At 72.9% G+C, this 18,292-nt stretch carries 23 protein-coding genes; 16 read left to right on the top strand and 7 right to left on the bottom strand.

Annotation, left to right across the window (positions count from 1 at the left end):
- Nucleotides 1-4: 4 nt before the first annotated feature.
- Genes AQJ58_RS43740 through hisF form a run of 5 tightly spaced genes read left to right on the top strand, consistent with a single transcriptional unit; the run spans nt 5 to nt 2,685 of the window.
- Complete coding sequence (locus tag AQJ58_RS43740; RefSeq protein ID WP_199844527.1) at nt 5-169, top strand: hypothetical protein; 165 nt, start codon at nt 5-7, stop codon at nt 167-169.
- Nucleotides 166-810 (top strand): imidazole glycerol phosphate synthase subunit HisH, encoded by a 645-nt coding sequence (gene hisH / locus AQJ58_RS05595; RefSeq protein ID WP_420712130.1) that lies wholly within the window; start codon nt 166-168, stop codon nt 808-810. The genes AQJ58_RS43740 and hisH overlap by 4 nt, the downstream gene beginning before the upstream one ends.
- On the top strand, nt 807-1,532 hold the full coding sequence (priA, locus tag AQJ58_RS05600; protein ID WP_067245276.1) for a bifunctional 1-(5-phosphoribosyl)-5-((5-phosphoribosylamino)methylideneamino)imidazole-4-carboxamide isomerase/phosphoribosylanthranilate isomerase PriA: 726 nt from the start codon (nt 807-809) through the stop codon (nt 1,530-1,532). The genes hisH and priA overlap by 4 nt, the downstream gene beginning before the upstream one ends.
- Complete coding sequence (locus tag AQJ58_RS05605; protein WP_067245278.1) at nt 1,529-1,933, top strand: RidA family protein; 405 nt, start codon at nt 1,529-1,531, stop codon at nt 1,931-1,933. Before priA ends, AQJ58_RS05605 begins: the two co-directional genes overlap by 4 nt.
- Nucleotides 1,930-2,685, top strand: a complete 756-nt coding sequence (hisF, locus tag AQJ58_RS05610; RefSeq protein ID WP_067245280.1) for an imidazole glycerol phosphate synthase subunit HisF — start codon at nt 1,930-1,932, stop codon at nt 2,683-2,685. Before AQJ58_RS05605 ends, hisF begins: the two co-directional genes overlap by 4 nt.
- A gap of 74 nt (nt 2,686-2,759) precedes the next feature.
- Here hisF and AQJ58_RS05615 read toward each other — a convergent pair whose 3' ends face one another.
- Entirely contained in the window at nt 2,760-3,158 is a 399-nt protein-coding gene (locus tag AQJ58_RS05615; RefSeq protein ID WP_067245281.1) for a glyoxalase/bleomycin resistance/extradiol dioxygenase family protein, read from the bottom strand.
- Nucleotides 3,159-3,177: 19 nt separating this feature from the next.
- On the bottom strand, nt 3,178-3,813 hold the full coding sequence (locus tag AQJ58_RS05620; protein WP_067245284.1) for a TIGR03085 family metal-binding protein: 636 nt from the start codon (nt 3,811-3,813) through the stop codon (nt 3,178-3,180).
- 83 nt (nt 3,814-3,896) lie between these two features.
- On the opposite strand from AQJ58_RS05620, the gene hisI reads away from it, so the two are divergent.
- The 11 genes from hisI to lgt all read left to right on the top strand — a co-directional run bounded on the left by hisI (nt 3,897) and on the right by lgt (nt 12,732).
- Nucleotides 3,897-4,289 (top strand): phosphoribosyl-AMP cyclohydrolase, encoded by a 393-nt coding sequence (gene hisI / locus AQJ58_RS05625; protein ID WP_107121978.1) that lies wholly within the window; start codon nt 3,897-3,899, stop codon nt 4,287-4,289.
- Between the two features lie 11 nt (nt 4,290-4,300).
- The gene (locus AQJ58_RS05630) at nt 4,301-5,794 is read left to right on the top strand and encodes an anthranilate synthase component I (protein ID WP_067245292.1); all 1,494 of its coding nucleotides are present in this window, start codon (nt 4,301-4,303) and stop codon (nt 5,792-5,794) included.
- A gap of 67 nt (nt 5,795-5,861) precedes the next feature.
- Entirely contained in the window at nt 5,862-6,512 is a 651-nt protein-coding gene (locus AQJ58_RS05635; RefSeq protein WP_067245293.1) for a TIGR02234 family membrane protein, read from the top strand.
- A gap of 165 nt (nt 6,513-6,677) precedes the next feature.
- On the top strand, nt 6,678-6,935 hold the full coding sequence (locus AQJ58_RS05640) for an HGxxPAAW family protein (protein WP_067245295.1): 258 nt from the start codon (nt 6,678-6,680) through the stop codon (nt 6,933-6,935).
- Nucleotides 6,936-7,018: 83 nt separating this feature from the next.
- The gene (locus AQJ58_RS05645; protein ID WP_067245296.1) at nt 7,019-7,453 is read left to right on the top strand and encodes a DUF2752 domain-containing protein; all 435 of its coding nucleotides are present in this window, start codon (nt 7,019-7,021) and stop codon (nt 7,451-7,453) included.
- 122 nt (nt 7,454-7,575) lie between these two features.
- On the top strand, nt 7,576-8,385 hold the full coding sequence (gene trpC / locus AQJ58_RS05650) for an indole-3-glycerol phosphate synthase TrpC (RefSeq protein WP_067245299.1): 810 nt from the start codon (nt 7,576-7,578) through the stop codon (nt 8,383-8,385).
- Nucleotides 8,386-8,418: 33 nt separating this feature from the next.
- Complete coding sequence (trpM, locus tag AQJ58_RS45835; protein WP_420712137.1) at nt 8,419-8,604, top strand: tryptophan biosynthesis modulator TrpM; 186 nt, start codon at nt 8,419-8,421, stop codon at nt 8,602-8,604.
- Nucleotides 8,605-8,682: 78 nt separating this feature from the next.
- Nucleotides 8,683-9,966 (top strand): tryptophan synthase subunit beta, encoded by a 1,284-nt coding sequence (gene trpB / locus AQJ58_RS05655; RefSeq protein WP_067245302.1) that lies wholly within the window; start codon nt 8,683-8,685, stop codon nt 9,964-9,966.
- Nucleotides 9,963-10,781: a tryptophan synthase subunit alpha gene (gene trpA / locus AQJ58_RS05660; protein ID WP_067245305.1), complete on the top strand. Its 819-nt coding sequence runs from the start codon at nt 9,963-9,965 to the stop codon at nt 10,779-10,781. Before trpB ends, trpA begins: the two co-directional genes overlap by 4 nt.
- A 105-nt stretch (nt 10,782-10,886) precedes the next feature.
- A complete protein-coding gene (locus AQJ58_RS05665) occupies nt 10,887-11,663 on the top strand; it encodes a thioredoxin domain-containing protein (protein WP_067245307.1) in 777 nt (258 codons plus the stop codon).
- Nucleotides 11,664-11,745: 82 nt separating this feature from the next.
- Nucleotides 11,746-12,732 (top strand): prolipoprotein diacylglyceryl transferase, encoded by a 987-nt coding sequence (gene lgt, locus AQJ58_RS05670; protein ID WP_079078703.1) that lies wholly within the window; start codon nt 11,746-11,748, stop codon nt 12,730-12,732.
- 72 nt (nt 12,733-12,804) lie between these two features.
- On the opposite strand, the gene AQJ58_RS05675 is transcribed toward lgt, so the two are convergent.
- From AQJ58_RS05675 to AQJ58_RS05695, 5 genes are read right to left on the bottom strand one after another with little or no spacing between them, the layout of a single operon-like run.
- Nucleotides 12,805-13,635, bottom strand: a complete 831-nt coding sequence (locus AQJ58_RS05675; RefSeq protein WP_067245311.1) for an HpcH/HpaI aldolase/citrate lyase family protein — start codon at nt 13,633-13,635, stop codon at nt 12,805-12,807.
- The gene (locus AQJ58_RS05680; protein WP_067245312.1) at nt 13,632-14,840 is read right to left on the bottom strand and encodes a CaiB/BaiF CoA transferase family protein; all 1,209 of its coding nucleotides are present in this window, start codon (nt 14,838-14,840) and stop codon (nt 13,632-13,634) included. The genes AQJ58_RS05675 and AQJ58_RS05680 overlap by 4 nt, the downstream gene beginning before the upstream one ends.
- Complete coding sequence (gene rbsK, locus AQJ58_RS05685) at nt 14,837-15,730, bottom strand: ribokinase (RefSeq protein ID WP_067245313.1); 894 nt, start codon at nt 15,728-15,730, stop codon at nt 14,837-14,839. Before rbsK ends, AQJ58_RS05680 begins: the two co-directional genes overlap by 4 nt.
- Entirely contained in the window at nt 15,727-17,100 is a 1,374-nt protein-coding gene (locus AQJ58_RS05690; protein ID WP_067245315.1) for an ADP-ribosylglycohydrolase family protein, read from the bottom strand. Before AQJ58_RS05690 ends, rbsK begins: the two co-directional genes overlap by 4 nt.
- Nucleotides 17,088-18,290 (bottom strand): ADP-ribosylglycohydrolase family protein, encoded by a 1,203-nt coding sequence (locus tag AQJ58_RS05695; RefSeq protein ID WP_067245318.1) that lies wholly within the window; start codon nt 18,288-18,290, stop codon nt 17,088-17,090. The genes AQJ58_RS05690 and AQJ58_RS05695 overlap by 13 nt, the downstream gene beginning before the upstream one ends.
- Between the last annotated feature and the right edge of the window lie 2 nt (nt 18,291-18,292).

The following is an 18,292-nucleotide window of genomic DNA, read 5'->3' on the forward strand; positions in this document are numbered from 1 at the left end:
CACGATGACCGGTCTGTCGACCCTTCTGATCGTCGTCGGCCTGTTCCTGGTCGGCGGCATCTACTCCTTCGTCAAGCAGGACATGCCGAGGAGCCTGATCGTGCTGCTGTCGATCGGCGCGGGGATGTGCCTGGTCGCCGGTGTGATGCGGCTGGAGGTGTGGAATTGAGCGCGGTGAGCAAGAAGGTCGTCGTTTTCGACTACGGCTTCGGCAACGTCCGCTCCGCCGAGCGCGCCCTCGCGCGCACCGGGGCCGAGGTCGAGATCACCCGTGACTTCGACCGGGCCATGAACGCCGACGGGCTGCTGGTGCCGGGCGTCGGCGCCTTCGCCGCCTGCATGACCGGCCTGCGCGCGGCGCGCGGCGACTGGATCATCGACCGCCGGCTGTCCGGCGGCCGCCCGGTGATGGGCATCTGCGTCGGCATGCAGATCCTGTTCGCCCGGGGCATCGAGCACGGCGTCGAGACCGAGGGCCTCGACGAGTGGCCCGGCTCGGTCGAGCCGCTCCAGGCCGAGATCGTCCCGCACATGGGCTGGAACACCGTGGACGCCCCCGCGGGCTCCGAACTGTTCGCCGGCCTCGACGCGGACGCCCGGTTCTACTTCGTGCACTCCTACGCCGTCCACGACTGGACGCTGGAGACCCACAACGCGGCCATGCACGCGCCCAGGGTGACCTGGTCGACGCACGGCAAGCCGTTCGTGGCCGCCGTGGAGAACGGCGCCCTGTGGGCCACGCAGTTCCACCCCGAGAAGTCCGGCGACGCCGGAGCCCAGCTCCTCACCAACTGGATCGGAACCCTGTGAGCAAGCTCGAACTCCTCCCCGCCGTCGACGTCCGCGACGGCCAGGCCGTCCGTCTCGTCCACGGCGAGTCCGGCACGGAGACCTCCTACGGCTCCCCGCTGGAGGCCGCCCTCGCCTGGCAGCGGGCGGGCGCCGAGTGGCTGCACCTGGTCGACCTGGACGCCGCGTTCGGCACCGGCGACAACCGGGACCTGGTCCGTGAGGTCACCGGGGCCATGGACATCAAGGTGGAGCTGTCCGGCGGCATCCGCGACGACGCCTCCCTCGCCGCCGCGCTGGCCACCGGCTGCACCCGCGTCAACCTCGGCACGGCCGCCCTGGAGACCCCCGAGTGGGTCGCCGAGGTCATCGCCGAGCACGGCGACAGGATCGCGGTGGGCCTGGACGTCCGCGGCACGACCCTCAAGGGCCGCGGCTGGACCCGCGACGGCGGCGACCTCTACGAGACGCTGGAGCGGCTCGACAAGGAGGGCTGCGCCCGGTACGTCGTCACCGACATCGCCAAGGACGGCACCCTCCAGGGCCCCAACCTGGAGCTGCTGAGGAACGTCTGCGCGGTCACCGACCGGCCGGTCGTGGCATCGGGCGGCGTGTCGTCCCTGGACGACCTGCGTGCCATCGCCGAGCTGGTACCCCTCGGTGTCGAGGGCTCCATCGTCGGGAAGGCGCTCTACGCGAAGGCGTTCACCCTGGAAGAGGCCTTGGAGGCTGTGTCGCGATGACGTCCGAAGCCGTACGGCGGGTGCAGAGCGGAAGTCCCTGGGAGGAGAGTTTCGGGTTCGCACGCGCCGTCGCGGCGGGGGACCGCGTGCTGGTGGCGGGCACCACGTCCTTCAAGGGCAGCGTGCTCTACGGGGAGGGCGACCCCTACGAGCAGGCCAAGGTGGCGCTCACCGGCGCGGTCGAGGCGCTCGGCGCGTTCGGGCTCGGTGTGGAGTCCGTGATCCGTACCAGGTTGTATCTGACACACCAGCGGGACGTCGACGAGGTGGGCCGGGCCCACAAGGAGATCTTCGACGCCGTGCGCCCGGTCTCGACCCTGCTGGTCGTGGAGGGCTTCGTCGACCCGCGCATCCTGGTCGAAGTGGAACTAGAGGCATTCAGAGGAGCCGTGAACTCATGACCCTGGCGGTCCGAGTCATCCCCTGCCTGGACGTGGACAACGGCCGGGTCGTCAAGGGCGTCAACTTCCAGAACCTGCGCGACGCGGGCGACCCTGTCGAGATGGCCAAGGTCTACGACGCCGAGGGCGCCGACGAGCTGACCTTCCTGGACATCACCGCCTCGTCCGGCAACCGCGAGACCACCTACGACGTGGTGCGCCGCACCGCGGAACAGGTGTTCATCCCGCTGACCGTGGGCGGCGGCGTACGCACCGCCGAGGATGTCGACAAGCTGCTGCGGGCGGGCGCCGACAAGGTGGGCGTCAACACGGCGGCCATCGCCCGTCCCGAGCTCATCCAGGAGATCGCCGAGCGGTTCGGCAGCCAGGTGCTGGTGCTGTCCGTGGACGCGCGGCGCACCCCCTCGGGCACCTTCGAGGTGACCACCCACGGCGGCCGCAAGGGCACCGGCATCGACGCGATCGAGTGGGCCCACCGGGCGGCCGAGCTGGGCGCCGGCGAGATCCTGCTGAACTCGATGGACGCGGACGGCACCAAGGACGGCTACGACCTGGAGATGATCGCCGCCGTCCGGGGGCACGTCACGGTCCCGGTCATCGCCTCCGGCGGCGCCGGCCGACTCGGCGACTTCGCACCGGCCGTCGAGTCGGGCGCGGACGCGGTGCTGGCCGCGTCGGTGTTCCACTTCGGCGACCTGCGGATCGGAGAGGTGAAACAGGCCCTGAAGAAGGCGGGCCACCCGGTGCGGTGACCGCCCTGCCCGCACGGACGCCTTGACCACGCGGACGCCCCACCCCTGGCTCGCGCGCCGGGCCCCGGTCGCGGTCAGGGTTGGGGCTCGGCCAGTTGGATGAGGTTGCCCACCGTGTCGTCCAGGACGGCCGTGATCACCGGGCCCTGTTCGGTCGGGGCCTGGGTGAACTCGACGCCCAGGGCGCGCAGGCGGTCGTACTCCTGCTGGACGTCGTCCACGGAGAAGACGATGCACGGCAGCCCCGCCGCCTTCACGGCCGTGCGGTAGGGCTCCGCGATGGGGCCCTGCCCGGGCTCCAGCAGCAGCTGGAGGTCCTGCTGGGCGCCCTCGGCCGCGCCGACCGTGACGAACAGCGTGCCGCCGCCCAGGTCCATGTGCATCCGGGTCTCGAACCCCAGCACCTCCGTGTAGAACGCGTGGGCCTTCGCGACGTCGTCGACGTACACGCTGGTCATGGCTACTTTGATCACAGGGTGCCCTTCCGCCCGCTCAGATGCCCAGCTGCTTGCCGCTGTGCAGCTTCTCGACGGCGTCCTCGTCGCCCTCCAGCTCCACCTTCGCGGCGTTCTGCCGGCCGTACAGGAACAGCAGCAGCTCCGAGGGCTCCCCGGTGACCGTCACCACCGGCGCGCCGCGCTGAGCGACCACCGTACGGCCGTCCGCGCGGCGCAGGACCAGACCCGTCGGGGAACCTCGGCCCATCAGCCGCGCCGTGCGCTCCAGCCGGGACCACAGGGCGTCCTGGAAGACCGGGTCGAGCTCCCGGGCCGTCCAGTCGCGCTGGGCACGCCGCACGTCCTCGGTGTGGACGTAGAACTCGAGCGTGTTCGACGCCTCGTCGATCTGCTTCAGCTGGAAGGGTGAGAAGCGCGGTGGGCCGGTGCGGATGAGCTGGATCAGCTCCTCGTACGGCTTGGCGGCGAACTCCGCCATCACCTTGTCCAGCCGTGGTGCAAGCTGCTTGATCAGAATGCCCCCGGCGGCGTCCGGACGACGCTCGCGCACCACCACGTGCGCGGCCAGGTCCTGCGTCTCCCAGCCCTCGCAGAGGGTCGGGGCGCCCGGACCGGCCGTCTCCAAGAGGTCGGCGAGAAGGAGCCGTTCACGCTTGGCGAAAGTCGACATGCGGTCAGCCTACGACCGCGTACCGGGTCCGCGCAGTGGACACCGGCCCGTCACTGTCCGTCGCGCGCGGCACAATGGCACCCATGACCGTCACGCCCCCTCCCAGCAGTCTCGACCCCGAGATCGCCGCGCGCCTCAAGCGCAGCGCCGACGGGCTCGTCCCCGCCATCGCCCAGCAGTACGACACCGGTGAGGTGCTCATGCTCGGCTGGATGGACGACGAGGCGCTGCACCGCACCCTCACCACCGGCCGCTGCACCTACTGGTCGCGCAGCCGCCGGGAGTACTGGGTCAAGGGCGACACCTCCGGCCACGTCCAGTGGGTGAGGTCCGTGGCGCTGGACTGCGACGCCGACACCCTGCTGGTCAAGGTCGACCAGGTCGGCGCCGCCTGCCACACCGGCGCGCGCACCTGCTTCGACGCCGACGTACTCCTCAAGGGCGCCGATTCCGGCGCAACCGCCTCGGATCAGTAAGGTCAGCCGCCATGGACCTCGAGACGTTCCGCAAGCTGGCCACCGACCGACGGGTCATCCCGGTCACCCGCAAGCTCCTCGCCGACGGCGACACCCCGGTCGCGCTCTACCGAAAGCTCGCCGCCGAGCGCCCCGGCACCTTCCTGCTGGAGTCCGCGGAGAACGGCCGCTCCTGGTCCCGGTACTCCTTCGTGGGCGTCCGGTCCGCGGCGACCCTGACGGCCCGCGACGGACAGGCCCACTGGCTCGGCGCCCCGCCCGTCGGCGTCCCCGTCGACGGCGACCCGCTCGCCGCGCTGCGCGCCACCATCGAGACCCTGCACACCCCGCACCAGGAGGGTCTGCCGCCCTTCACCGGCGGCATGGTCGGCTACCTCGGCTACGACATCGTGCGCCGCCTGGAGAAGATCGGCCCCGGCGAGCGCGACGACCTGCGGCTGCCCGAACTGACCATGCTCCTCACCAGCGACCTCGCCGTCATGGACCACTGGGAGGGCTCGGTCCTGCTGATCGCCAACGCGATCAACCACAATGACCTCGACACCGGCGTCGACGAGGCCTACGCGGACGCGGTGGCACGCCTCGACGCCATGGAGGCCGACCTCACGCGCGCGGTGGCCCAGCCCCCGGCCGTGCTGCCGCCCTCCGAGCTGCCCGAGTACACCGCGCTGTGGGGCGGCCCCGACTTCCGCGCGGCCGTCGACGACATCAAGGAGCGCATCCGCGCAGGCGAGGCCTTCCAGGTCGTCCCCTCACAGCGCTTCGAGACGCCGTGCACGGCGAGCGCGCTGGACGTCTACCGCGTCCTGCGGGCCACCAACCCCTCGCCGTACATGTACCTGTTCCGTTTCCCCGACGGCGAAGGCGGTGCCTTCGACGTCGTCGGCTCGTCCCCCGAGGCCCTGGTCAAGGTCGAGGACGGGCGGGCGATGGTCCACCCCATCGCCGGCACCCGGCACCGCGGCGCCACCCCGCAGGAGGATCAGGCCCTCGCCGACGAGCTCCTCGCCGACCCCAAGGAGCGCGCCGAGCACCTCATGCTCGTCGACCTCGGCCGCAACGACCTGGGGCGGGTCTGCGAGCCCGGCTCCGTCGAGGTCGTCGACTTCATGTCCATCGAGCGGTACTCCCACGTCATGCACATCGTCTCGACCGTCACCGGCAAGGTCGCCCCGGGCCGCACCGCCTTCGACGTCCTCACCGCCTGCTTCCCCGCCGGCACCCTCTCCGGCGCCCCCAAGCCCCGCGCCATGCAGATCATCGACGAGCTGGAGCCGTCCCGGCGCGGCCTGTACGGCGGCTGCGTGGGCTACCTGGACTTCGCGGGCGACTCCGACACCGCCATCGCCATCCGTACCGCCCTGCTGCGCGACGGCACCGCCTACGTCCAGGCCGGTGCCGGCATCGTCGCCGACTCCGACCCCGTCGCCGAGGACCAGGAGTGCCGCAACAAGGCGGCGGCGGTCCTGCGCGCGGTCCACACCGCGAACCGGCTCGTGAAGTAGCCCTCCCGCGCGGTGGGGCGCGAATCACTGAGCCCCGGGTGACGCTTCGCCCGGGGTTCAGGCGATAGTGGACTCCGTGACTGCTGTACCTCACCCCCGTTCCGTATCCGCCGCCTCCGCCCGGGCCGGCCGGCTGAGCCTCGGTCTCGCCCTGCTGTCCGGGGCGCTGGGCGCGGCCGTGGCCCTGCTCTCCACCCGGCAGCGCTGGTCCGAGGGCACGGCGACGGTGGCCGGCGGCCCCTTCGCCCTCACCGCCAGGGGCAGCGACGTCACGGGCGTGCCCGCGGCGCTCGCCATAGTGGGCCTCGCCGCGCTCGTCGCCGTCTTCGCCGTCCGCAAGGCCGGCCGGCTCGCTGTCTCCGCACTCCTCGCGCTCTCCGGCGTCGGCATCGTCGTCGCCGCCCTGACCGGCGCCTCCGACGACTCGGCCCTCGACGAACAGGCCGCGCGGGCCTCCGGCGACACCTCCGCCTCCGTCGCCTCCTTCACCCACACCGCCTGGCCCTACGTCGCGGTCGTCGGTGGGGTCCTCATCCTGCTGGCGGGCCTGCTCGCCCTGCGTTACGGCCGTCAGTGGCCCGCCATGTCCGGCCGCTACGAACGCTCCGGTGCCCCCCGTCAGCGGCGGGCGGCCCGGCCCGTCGACCCCGAGCGGCCCGAGGAGATCTGGAAGGCCCTGGACCGCGGCGAGGACCCCACGGGCGCCGACCCCGCCTGACCGCGCGCCGCCCACCCGCCGCGGGCCTCCCGGTGTGGTGCATCAGACGCGAACGGAAGCCACCCCCGCGTCCGCCACGCGTGCGCGTACGGGACAATGGACCCGAGCCCCCGGCTCGGACGGACACACAGACAGCGACACTTAGACAGCAATGAGGAGCAAGTCATGGCGGGCAGCAGCCACGGACACACCCCGGCCGCCTGGACCGGTGTCACCATCGCCTTCATCGGTTTCTGCGTCGCGGGCGCGTTCATGGTGATGGCGCAGCCCGTGGGCTTCTGGGCCGGCATGGTGATCGTGGCCCTCGGCGGGGTCGTCGGCGCCGCCATGCGCGCCGCCGGTCTGGGCCAGCCGAAGGACGTCCACCCGGTACACAGGACCGCGGCGACGGTGAAGGCCGAGCCCGCCGCCGCCGAGGGCTGAGCGTCCGCACGACGTCCCGTGAGGGGCGGCCGGTGAGCACACCGGCCGCCCCTCACGCGCGTGTGCGTCCCGCCCGGGGCACAATGCGAGACGTGAACGCCGACAGCCAGCGGGTGACGACCACCGCCGCCGGACGCCTGGCCGTGCCCGCCGGGATCCTCGCCGCCGTCGCCGTGGCCTTCGCCTACGTCGGCGCAGTCGACCCCAACGAACCCGGCCACTACCCCGTCTGCCCCCTGCTGCGCGTCACCGGGCTGTACTGCCCGGGCTGCGGCGGACTGCGCAGCGCGCACGCCTTCGTGCACGGGGACCCGCTCACCGCCCTGCACGACAACGCGCTCGCGGTGACCGGCTATCTGCTCTTCGCCGTCCTGTGGACCGTCTGGGTGGTCCGCGCGGCCCGCGGCCGGCCGCTGCGGATCGACCTCCGCCCGGTCGCCCTGTGGTCGCTGGGCGCGTCGGTCCTGGTCTTCACGGTCGTCCGGAACCTGCCCTTCGGCGGCTGGCTGCACCCTTGATCGACGGCCGGACGTCCAGGTGGTGACACCGCGCTCCACCGGATGTGAGGCCTCACCCCTCCTGCGGATACCATCGCAGTGACCATCGTTTTCCACTGGTTGCCCGAAAGGGGGCCGCTCGCGTGAGTGTGCTCGACGAGATCATCGACGGAGTCCGTGCCGACCTCGCGGAGCGGCAGGCGCGCGTCAGCCTCGACGAGCTGAAGGAGCGCGCGGCCAAGGCGCCCGCCGCCAAGGACGGCGTCGCCGCGCTCAAGGGCGACGGCGTCAAGGTGATCTGCGAGGTGAAGCGCTCCAGCCCGTCCAAGGGCGCGCTGGCCGCCATCGCCGACCCGGCCGGCCTCGCCGCCGACTACGAGGCGGGCGGCGCGGCCGTCATCTCCGTCCTCACCGAGGAGCGCCGCTTCGGCGGGTCCCTCGCCGACCTGGACGCCGTCCGCGCGCGGGTGGACATCCCGGTCCTGCGCAAGGACTTCATCGTCACCTCGTACCAGCTCTGGGAGGCCCGGGCGCACGGCGCCGACCTCGCGCTGCTGATCGTGGCCGCCCTCGACCAGCCCGCCCTGGAGTCGCTGATCGAGCGCGCCGTCTCCATCGGCCTCACCCCGCTCGTCGAGGTGCACGACGAGGACGAGGTCGAGCGCGCGGTCGACGCGGGCGCCCGGATCATCGGCGTCAACGCGCGCAACCTGAAGACCCTGGAGGTCGACCGCTCCACCTTCGAGCGGGTCGCCCCCGAGATCCCCGACCACATCGTCAAGGTCGCCGAGTCCGGCGTCCGCGGCCCCCACGACCTGATCGCGTACGCCAACGCGGGCGCCGACGCGGTCCTGGTCGGGGAGTCCCTGGTGACCGGCCGCGACCCGAAGACGGCGGTGGCGGACCTGGTGGCGGCGGGCGAGCACCCCGCACTGCGCCACGGCCGGGGCTGATCACCCGCTAGGCTGACCCCGATGACTCCCACCATGACGACCGTGGACCGGTACGCCCGCCTCGCGCGCGGCTGCCGCCCGAGGGGCTGCCGAGCCCCGGCGAGGCGTGTCCACGGCCGCCGCGTGCGGTACGTCATCGGAGACGAACCGGGGCAGGTCAACGGACGTCGATGGCAGCGCCCCTCCAGGGGCGCGGGGAACTGCGCGACCAGCCACTGACGACCCGAGGCCGTCCGACCACCCCCGCCCCCACGGCGATTCGTGTTTCTCCACCCACACTCACCGTGAGGTATCCGCATGCCCAGCGACTTCTTCATTCCCGACCCCGAGGGGCAGGTCCCCACCGCCGAGGGCTACTTCGGCGCGTTCGGCGGCAAGTTCATCCCGGAGGCCCTCGTCGCCGCCGTGGACGAGGTGGCCGTCGAGTACGACAAGGCCAAGCACGACCCGGAGTTCGCCCGCGAACTCGACGACCTGCTGGTCCACTACACCGGCCGCCCCAGCTCGCTGACCGAGGTGCCCCGGTTCGCCGAGCACGCCGGCGGAGCGAGGATCTTCCTGAAGCGGGAGGACCTCAACCACACCGGCTCCCACAAGATCAACAACGTCCTCGGGCAGGCCCTGCTCACCAAGCGCATGGGCAAGACGAGGGTCATCGCCGAGACCGGCGCGGGCCAGCACGGCGTGGCCACCGCCACCGCCTGCGCCCTGTTCGGCCTCGAGTGCACGATCTACATGGGGGAGATCGACACCCGGCGCCAGGCCCTCAACGTCGCCCGTATGCGCATGCTCGGCGCCGAGGTCGTCGCGGTGAAGTCCGGCAGCCGCACCCTGAAGGACGCCATCAACGAGGCGTTCCGCGACTGGGTGGCCAACGTCGACCGCACCCACTACCTCTTCGGCACGGTCGCCGGTCCCCACCCCTTCCCGGCGATGGTCCGCGACTTCCACCGGGTCATCGGCGTCGAGGCCCGCCGCCAGCTGCTGGAGCGCGCCGGACGCCTCCCCGACGCGGCGATCGCCTGCGTCGGCGGCGGCTCCAACGCCATCGGCCTGTTCCACGCCTTCATCCCGGACGCCTCCGTCCGCCTGATCGGCTGCGAGCCGGCCGGCCACGGCGTGGAGACCGGCGAGCACGCGGCGACCCTCACCGCCGGCGAGCCCGGCATCCTGCACGGTTCGCGCTCCTACGTCCTCCAGGACGACGAGGGCCAGATCACCGAGCCGTACTCCATCTCGGCCGGCCTGGACTACCCGGGCATCGGCCCCGAGCACTCCTACCTCAAGGACAGCGGCCGCGGCGAGTACCGCGCGGTCACCGACGACGCCGCCATGCAGGCCCTGCGCCTGCTCTCGCGCACCGAGGGCATCATCCCGGCCATCGAGTCCGCGCACGCCCTCGCCGGCGCGCTGGAGGTCGGCAAGGAGCTGGGCGGGGACGGACTGATCGTCGTCAACCTGTCCGGCCGCGGCGACAAGGACATGGACACGGCCGCCCGCTACTTCGGGCTGTACGACACCGACGCCGAGGTCGCCGCCGACGCGGCCGACACCGCCGAGATCGAGGGGGACGCCCGGTGAGCGGGAACATCCAACTGCTGTCGGACACCCTCGCCGCCGCCAAGGCCGAGGGCCGTTCCGCGCTCATCGCCTACCTCCCGGCCGGGTTCCCGACCGTGGACGGCGGCATCGAGGCGATCAAGGCCGTCTTCGACGGCGGCGCGGACGTCGTCGAGGTCGGTCTGCCGCACAGCGACCCCGTCCTGGACGGCCCGGTCATCCAGACCGCCGACGACATCGCCCTGCGGGGCGGCGTCAGGATCGCGGACGTCATGCGCACGGTGAAGGAGGCCCACGAGGCCACCGGGAAGCCGGTGCTCGTCATGACGTACTGGAACCCCATCGACCGCTACGGCGTCGAGCGCTTCACCGCCGAACTCGCCGAGGCGGGCGGCGCCGGCTGCATCCTGCCCGACCTGCCGGTGCAGGAGGCGGGGCTGTGGAGGGAGCACGCCGAGAAGCACGGCCTCGCGACGGTGTTCGTCGTGGCGCCCAGCAGCAAGGACGAGCGGCTCGCGCGGATCACCGCGGCGGGCAGCGGCTTCGTCTACGCCGCCTCGCTGATGGGTGTCACCGGCACCCGTGAGTCGGTCGGCGCGCAGGCCCAGGACCTGGTCGAACGCACCCGGGCCACCGGCTCGGGCCTGCCGGTCTGCGTCGGCCTCGGCGTCTCCGACGCCCGCCAGGCCGCCGAGGTCGCGGGCTTCGCCGACGGGGTGATCGTCGGCTCGGCCTTCGTCAAGCGGATGCTGGACGCCCCCGACGACGCGGCCGGCGTCGAGGCCGTCCGCGCGCTCGCCGGTGAGCTGGCGAAGGGCGTGCGCGGACAGGCGTGACCGAGCGGGGCATGTGACAGAGCGGGACATTTCGCAGGGTTCACCCGTACGGGTGGACCTGGGACCGGGGAGGCGCAATGCGCCTCCCCGGTTCGTTCTGGGGGTGTGAGCGAGAAGAATCGTGAGGGAAAGCGCACCGCCCGGGAGCGGCTGGCGGTGGAGCGCGAGAAGCAGAAGGCCGCCGAGCGGCGGCGGCGCACACTGATCGTCGGCGCGAGCGTGGTCTGTGTGCTGGGCCTGGCCGCGGTGATCGGTGTCGTCGCGGCGAACTCCGGCAAGGACGAGGACAGTGCCAAGTCCGGCCCCGTCGTGGCGCCCTCGGGAGCCCAGGGCAAGGACGCCCTGGCGATCCCGGTCGGCAAGGACGACGCCAAGGCCACGCTCACGGTGTGGGAGGACTTCCGCTGCCCGGCCTGCAAGGCCTTCGAGACGGCGTACAGACCGACGATCCACGAACTGACCGGCGCCGGGAAGCTGCGCGTCGAGTACCACCTGGCCACCCTCATCGACGGCAACATGGGCGGCAGCGGCTCCCGCAACGCGGCCAACGCGGCGGCCTGCGCCCAGGACGCCGGGAAGTTCACGGCGTACCACGACGTGCTGTACGAGAACCAGCCGGTCGAAACGGACGACGCGTACAGCAAGAACGGCAAGCTGATCGAGCTGGCCGGAAAGGTCGACGGCCTCGACACGCCGGCGTTCCGCGCCTGTGTGGAGAAGGGCACGCACACCAGCTGGGTCGTGAAGTCCCACCAGGCCTTCCAGAGCGGCGGCTTCGGCGGCACGCCGACCGTGTTGTTCAACGGCAAGAACATCTACCAGGACCAGACGATGACACCGGCGAAGTTCAAGCGGATGGTGGAGGAGGCCAACCAGGGGTGAGCGTTTCTCACCGGTCCGTTATGGAGCCGTAGCCGGGCCGCCCGCCGTGTGCCCGGTGCGGCAGGGTAGCGTCGGACCTGCCATGGAACTTGCCTACATTCCCAGCCCGTCGCGCGGGGTGCTGTACCTCGGCCCCATTCCGCTGCGCGGCTACGCGTTCTGCATCATCATCGGCGTCTTCGTCGCGGTCTGGCTCGGCAACAAGCGCTGGCTCGCCCGGGGCGGGCGGGCCGGCACGGTGGCCGACATCGCGGTCTGGGCGGTGCCCTTCGGACTGGTCGGCGGCCGGCTCTACCACGTGATCACGGACTACGAGCTCTACTTCACCGAGGGCCGTGACTGGGTGGACTCCTTCAAGGTCTGGGAGGGCGGCCTCGGCATCTGGGGTGCGATCGCCCTGGGCGCGGTCGGCGCCTGGATCGGCTGCCGACGCCGGGGCATCGCCCTGCCCGCCTACGCCGACGCCATCGCTCCCGGCATCGCCCTCGCGCAGGCCATCGGCCGCTGGGGCAACTGGTTCAACCAGGAGCTCTACGGCAAGCCGACCGACCTGCCCTGGGCCCTGCACATCACGTCCTCCGTGGACGGCCGGGTGCCGGGGTACTACCACCCGACGTTCCTGTACGAGTCGCTGTGGTGCATCGGCGTCGCCCTCCTCGTCATCTGGGCGGACCGCCGCTTCACGCTGGGGCACGGCCGGGCGTTCGCGCTGTACGTCGCGGCGTACTGCGCGGGGCGCGGCTGGATCGAGTACATGCGCATCGACGACGCCCACCACATCCTGGGTGTCCGGCTCAACGTCTGGACCGCGATCGTCGTGGGCCTGCTCGCGGTGACGTACCTCGTGGTGTCGGCGAAGAAGCGGCCGGGGCGCGAAGAGATCGTGGAGCCCGGTGTCTCCGACGGCGAGGCCGGAGCCGACGGTGCGGCCGAGTCGGAGAACGAGCCGGAGGGCAAGGCCGGCGACAAGACCGAGGGCAAGACCGAGGCCGAAGAAAAGGCCGAGGAAAAGGCCGAGGACAAGGCCGGGGAAAAGGACGCGGCCGAGTCGGCGGGGAAGAAGAGCTGACGGCCGGTCCCACCGGTTCCACGACGACGAGGGCGCCCGGGTTTTCCGGGCGCCCTCGTCGTCGCACAGGGGCTAGATGCGGCCGGCCAGGGACAGGGTGCGCTGGGCCGCCGCCACCACCGCCGCGTCGATGAAGCGGCCGTCCGGCAGCGCCTGGGCGCCCTGTTCCGTCACCGCCGCCTTGACGATGGTCTCGGCCTCGTCCAGTTCCTGCTCGGTGGGCAGGTAGGCGCGCTCGATGATGGGGAGCTGGCGCGGGTGGATCGCGGCGCGCCCCAGGAAGCCGAGGGTGCGGCCGTGCGCGCAGGAGGCCGCGAGACCGTTGAGGTCCCGGGTGTCGGGGTGGACGGACTGCGGCGGCGGGGCGAGTCCCGCGGCGCGGGCGGCGACGACGACCCGGGAGCGGCACCAGTCGAGGCCCGCGTCGGCGCGGATGCCGAGGTCGGCCCGGAGGTCGGCCTCGCCGAGGGCGATGCCCCGCAGGGCCGGGTGCGCGCCGGCGATGGCGTAGGCGTGTTCGATGCCGAGGGCGCTCTCCAGCAGGGCGTACAGCGGGGGTGCGCCGCCGTCGGCCGGGGCGGTGTTCTCGGCGATACGGGCGATCTGGTGCGGGGCCGTCACCTTCGGCAGCCGCAGTCCCGCCACGCCGGGCAGCGCGGCCACCGCCTGGAGGTCGGCGGAGGCCAGCGGCCCGTCCAGGGCGTTCACCCGGACGTGCACCGGGACGGGCTGGGGTTCGGCGAGGCGTTCGGCGGTGGCCTTGCGGGCGTAGGCCTTGCGGTCGGGGGCGACCGCGTCCTCCAGGTCGATGATCACGACGTCGGCACCCGAGGCGAGGGCCTTGGTGACGGTGTGCGGGCGGTCCCCGGGGGCGTACAGCCAGGTCAGCGGGAACGGCGTCACAGCGCGCCCTCCGCTCGCAGCGCGGCCAGCTCGGCCGGGGTCAGGCCCAGCTGCGTGAGCACCTCGTCGGTGTCGGCGCCGTGCGGGCGGCCGGTCCAGCGGATCGCGCCTGGGGTCTCCGAGAGCCGGAACAGGACGTTCTGCATACGGATCCGGCCCAGTTCGGGGTCGTCCACGGCGATGACCGTGCCGAGGGCCTGGTACTGGGGGTCGTCCATCACGTCCCGTACGTCCTGGATCGGGGCGACGGCGGCCTCCGCCTTCTCGAAGGCGGCGAGCACCTCGGTGCGGGGGCGGGCCGCGATCCACGCGCCGACGGCCCGGTCGAGGACGTCGGCGTGCTCGGCCCGGCCGGCGCCCGTCGCGAACCACGGCTCGTCGATCAGCTCCGGGCGGCCGACCAGCCGCAGCACGCGCTCCGCGATCGACTGGGCCGAGGTGGAGACGGCGACCCAGGTGCCGTCGGCCGTGCGGTAGGTGTTGCGCGGGGCGTTGTTGGCGGAGCGGTTGCCGGTGCGCCGCTGGACGTATCCGAGCTGGTCGTACCAGAGGGGCTGCGGGCCGAGGACCGCCAGCATCGGCTCGATGATCGCCATGTCCACGACCTGGCCGTGCCCGGTGCGCTCCCGTGCGGCGAGGGCGGTCATGACGGCGTAGGCGGTGGCCAGGGCGGTGATGGAGTCGGCGAGGCCGAACGGCGGGAGTGTCGGCGGCGCGTCCGGCTCCCCGGTGATCGCGGCGAAGCCGCTCATCGCCTCGGCGAGGGTGCCGAAGCCGGGGCGGTGGGCGTACGGCCCGAACTGGCCGAAGGCGGTGACCCGGGCGAGGACCAGCCGGGGGTTGGCGGCGGACAGCTCCTCCCAGCCGAGGTCCCACTTCTCCAGGGTGCCCGGGCGGAAGTTCTCGATGATCACATCGGCGTCGGCGGCGAGCCGCAGCAGGGTGGCGCGGCCTCCGGGGGTGGAGAGGTTCAGGGTGATCGTGCGCTTGTTGCGGCCGAGGAGTTTCCACCACAGACCGATGCCGTCCTTGGCGGGGCCGTGGCCGCGGGACGGGTCGGGTTTCGCGGGGTGCTCCACCTTGACCACCTCCGCGCCGTAGTCGCCGAGCAGGGTGGCGGCGAGCGGGCCGGCGAAGAGGGTGGCGAGGTCGAGGACGCGCAGACCGTGCAGCGGCGGGAGGCTCCCGGTGGCGGTCCCGGTCACGACGCGTACTGCTTGTCGATCGCGGAGCGGTACGGCATCGACGCGGAGGCGCCCGGCCGCTGGACCGAGAGCGCGGCCGCCGCGGCCGCCCAGGCCAGGGCCTGACGGACGGGGCGTTCCTCGCCGAGGGCCACGGCGAGGGCGCCGACGAACGTGTCGCCCGCGCCGGTGGAGTCGACGGCGGCGACCTGCGGGGCGGGCACGGTGAGCGGCTCGGCGCCGCGTGCCGCGTGCAGGCAGCCGGCCGCGCCGAGGGTGATCACGACCTCCGGGACGAGCTCCAGCAGCGCGGTGGCGGCCTCGCGGGGGTCGGTGCGGCCGGTGAGCGCGGTCGCCTCGTGCTCGTTGGGGACCAGCAGGTCGGTGGCGGCGAGCAGTTCGGGCGGCAGCGGCTGGGCGGGGGCCGGGGTGAGGATCGTACGGACCCCGTGGGCGCGGGCCGCCCGGGCGCCCGCGACGACCGCGGGCAGCGGGATCTCCAACTGGAGCAGGAGGGCGTCGGCGGAGGCGATGAGGACCGCGTCGCCGGGGGCGAGATGGTCGACGGTGGCGTTGGCGCCGGGGACGACGACGATCGCGTTGCCGCCGTCGTCGTCGACGACGATGTGCGCGGTGCCGGAGGGGAACTCGACGGTGCGCAGGTGGTCGGTGTTCACACCCGAGTGTTCGAGGGTGGAGCGCAGCCGGGCGCCGAAGGAGTCGTTGCCGACCGCGCCGATCATCGAGACGGTGCCTCCGGCGTGCGCGGCGGCCAGCGCCTGGTTGGCGCCCTTGCCGCCGGGGATCGTACGGAACTCCCGTCCCGTCACGGTCTCCCCGCGCTGCGGGGCCTTCTCGACGTAGGTGACGAGATCCATGTTCGTGCTGCCGAGCACGACGATGTCGGTCATGGGCGGGATGCCTCCCGGTGGGTGAGGGACCAGGTCAGGTCGGCGAGGGCGTCGAAACCGATGCCGTCGAAGCCGGTGACGGAGGTGGCGAGGCGGTTCTTCAGGGGCGCCGTCCAGCGCGCGGGGAGGGCGGCGGGGTCGCCGGCGAGGAGGCCGGCGATGCTGCCCGCCGTCGCGCCGTTGGAGTCGGTGTCCAGGCCGCCGGACACCGCGCGGCAGATCGAGCCGGTGAAGTCGCCGTCGGCGTGGGTCAGGGCGGCTGCGATCAGGGCGGTGTTGGGGATCGCGTGGACCCAGTGCAGACCCTTGTGGGCGGTGTGGAGTTCGTCCACCACCGTGTCGAAGTCGCGGTGGGCCTGGGCGAGTTGGATCGCGTGCGTGACGGCCTTCGCGAGCCGGGAGCGGGGCGGGATTACCGTCAGGCCGGTGCGCAGACAGGCGTGGACGTCCGCGGTGCCGCCGGCGGCCGTGGCGAGGGCGGCCGCGGTGAACATGGCCGCGTAGACGCCGTTGGCCGTGTGGGTCAGGGTGGCGTCGCGGTGGGCCTGTTCCGCGGCGGCGGCCGGGTCGCCGGGGTTGGTCCAGCCGTGGACGTCCGCGCGGATGAGGGCGCCGATCCACTCGCGGAAAGGGTTGCGGTGGCGGGCGGTGTGCGGGGGTTCGACACCGCAGAGGAGGTTGCGGAAGGCGATGCGTTCGGCGGTGAAGGTGCGGCCGGGGGGCAACTCGTCGAGCCAGAGCGCCGCCACGTCGGTGGGGGTGAAGCGAGGGCCGTGGCGCTGGAGCAGGAGCAGGTTGAGAAGGGGGTAGTTGAGGTCGTCGTCCTCGGGCATGCCGTCGATGTTCTCGGCGAGGGAGGTGGCGGCGGAGCGGCGGTTCCAGGGGTGCTCGGCGAGGAGGTGCGGGGGGACTCCCTGGGCGGTGAAGTAGCCGGTGAGCGGCCAGTTCCCCGCCGACCTGGCGAGTTGGCGGATGGCGTCGAGGGGAAGTTTCTCCACGGGTTTGCCGAGGAGGCAGCCGACCGCCCGGCCGAGCCAGGAGGCCTCCAGGGCGGCCCGGGTGGGGGCGGGGCGGGCGGCCGTGGCCGGGCGGGGCCAGTCGCAGCTGTGCCGGACGGCGGTCAGGTCCGTCGGCTCGTCCTCGGCCAGCCTGCTCGGCAGGTCGGCGAGTTCGTCCAGCAGGTCCTCGGCCAGTTGGCGCAGGTAGCGGGACGGGCGCCGGGGGGAGGCTCCGGCCCGGTCGGGGGCCTCGGGGCCGCCCGCCGCCCGCCAGCGCGCGGCGACGGCCGACGGCTCGCGGCCGTCCTGGGCGGCCTGGCGCAGTTCGTGGCCCAGCAGGTCCTCCGGCTGGACCCAGGTCAGGCGGAGCATCCTCGGCCTCCGAGCAGGGTGGTGAAGGCCCTCTCGTGGGAGCGGCGGGCCCGGACGTCCTTCGCGAAGATCTCCCGGGCGACCCGGGCGAGGACGCGGGGCGGTTCCCGCAGGTCCAGCCGGCTCGCCTCCGCGACCTGCTTCGACCAGTCGTCGGGGACGGGGGAGCCGAGGGCGCCGGCGAGCGCGCCCGCCATGGTGGCGATGGAGTCGCAGTCCCGGCCGTAGTTGACCGCGCCGAGCACCGCGTGGCGGTAGTCGCCGTCGGCCACCAGCACCATGCCGAGGGCGACGGGGAGTTCCTCGATCGCGTGCAGACGGGAGGGGCGGCGGGCGCCCAGGGAGGGGGCGCGGTAGTCGGGGCCCACCGTGTCGTACGGGGCCACCGCCTCGCGCAGCGGGAGCAGCGCCGACTCGAAGTCCCGGTGCCGGGACGCCTCTTCGCAGACCTTCTCGATCGCGGTGCGCGTGCCGTCCTTGGCGAGGGCCAGGCAGGCGGTGACGACCGAGTCCGGGGTGGCGCCCGGGGCGCAGGCCGCCGCCACGGCCGCCGCGAAGACGCCCGCCGCCTCGCGGCCGTACGAGGACTGGTGCGCGCCCGCGATGTCCAGGGCCTCGGCGTACGCGCCCGCCGGGTTCGCCGCGTTGACCAGGCCGACCGGGGCCATGTACATCGCCGCCCCGCAGTTGACGATGTTGCCGGTGCCGGCCTCGCGGGGGTCCGCGTGGCCGTAGTGGAGCCTGGCCACCAGCCACTTCTCCGCCAGGAAGAGCCGGTGCAGGGGGAGGGTCTCGGCCTCCAGCTCCGGGATCCAGCGGGGGGTGGTCATCAGGTCCGGGACCAGGTGGTCGGTGATCGCGTAGGCGTCCAGGTGGTCGCGGACCCGGTCGTAGACCCTGATCAGGGCGTGGGTCATCAAGGTGTCGTCGGTGACGTGCCCGTCGCCCTTGTGGTACGGCGCGATCGGGCGGGCGGTGCGCCAGGCGTCGCCGTTCCAGGGGCCGACGACGCCGTGGACGCGGCCGCCGTGACGTTCCACGATCCGGTCGGGGGAGTAGCCCTCGACGGGGCCGCCCAGGGCGTCGCCGACCGCCGCGCCGACGAGCGCCCCGGTGATCCGTTCGTCCAGGTCGGCTTCCGGCAGGGCGCTTTCCGGGTCCCTGGCGGTTTCTGTTTCTTTGGGCGTCATGC

The sequence above is a fragment of the Streptomyces sp. DSM 15324 genome (genome assembly GCF_001514285.1).
Classification (GTDB): Bacteria; Actinomycetota; Actinomycetes; order Streptomycetales; family Streptomycetaceae; genus Streptomyces.